1 protein-coding gene is annotated in these 925 nt (G+C 23.5%); it reads left to right on the top strand.

The annotated features are described in order from the left end of the window. Positions 1–925 (top strand): FtsX-like permease family protein (locus tag CLORY_RS24300; protein ID WP_139376136.1); only part of this gene is annotated, 925 nt, incomplete at its 3' end.

Here is a 925-nt window from a genome sequence, read left to right as displayed (position 1 = left end):
ATGGTATTCTTTATCTTTTCTACTATATACACTAATACGAATTTTATGAACAATTTTAGAACAGGTTCAATTGCTAGTAATATTATAGCTCCTTCTATTGGAGTATCAATGTTTTCTGCTTTTTTTATAATGTATTCTTATAATTCTTTTTTAAAGTATCGAAAGCGAGAATTTGGACTTTTTATGATATTAGGAATGACATATTCGTATATTATTAAAATGTTAGTAATTGAAACATGTACTATTATAGTATTATCATTATTATTAGGATTAATTTCTGGTACACTTTTGTCACCCATATTTTATTATTTGATAAATAATCTAGTTAAATTAAATAACATTTCTTTTAAGCTAAGCGTAAAAAGTTATATTTACTCAATTGCCTTTTTTTTGATAATATTTATACTAATGTTAATGATTAATGTTGTATCATGTAAAAGGTACAAAATAGTTAGTTTACTAAAACAATATCGAATTAGCGACAATAATATTCTAAGTTATCCGTTATGGGGTATTATTGGTGCAATTATGATATTTTTTTCGTTTTTTGACATGCTATATAATTATAATATAGGAAATTCTGTTGTCTTGGCTAGGTCTTTTATTGTATCACTTATTGGAGTGTATTTGTGTATTTCTAATATTATCTTCTTTATTTCGATTATACTTAAATGTTCAAAAAAACTGAGATATAAATCTATGCTTATTATTAGTAATTTACAACATACATTAGGACAAACAAAAAAGATTCTTTTTATTATCACTTTACTTACAAGTATAACAATTTTTTTTACAACTATAAGTGTGATAATTATGTCACAATCACAAAGAGTGGCAATTGCTTACAATCCGTATGATATCGCATATATTGATTTAAAGACCACTAATAATATTCCAGATAAAATGTTAAATAATAGTATACATA

The sequence above is a fragment of the Clostridium oryzae genome, from assembly GCF_002029235.1.
GTDB lineage: Bacteria > Bacillota > Clostridia > Clostridiales > Clostridiaceae > Clostridium_AE > Clostridium_AE oryzae.
The sequence above is the reverse complement of the archived record's forward strand: the minus strand, read 5'-3'. Positions and strand labels throughout refer to the sequence as shown.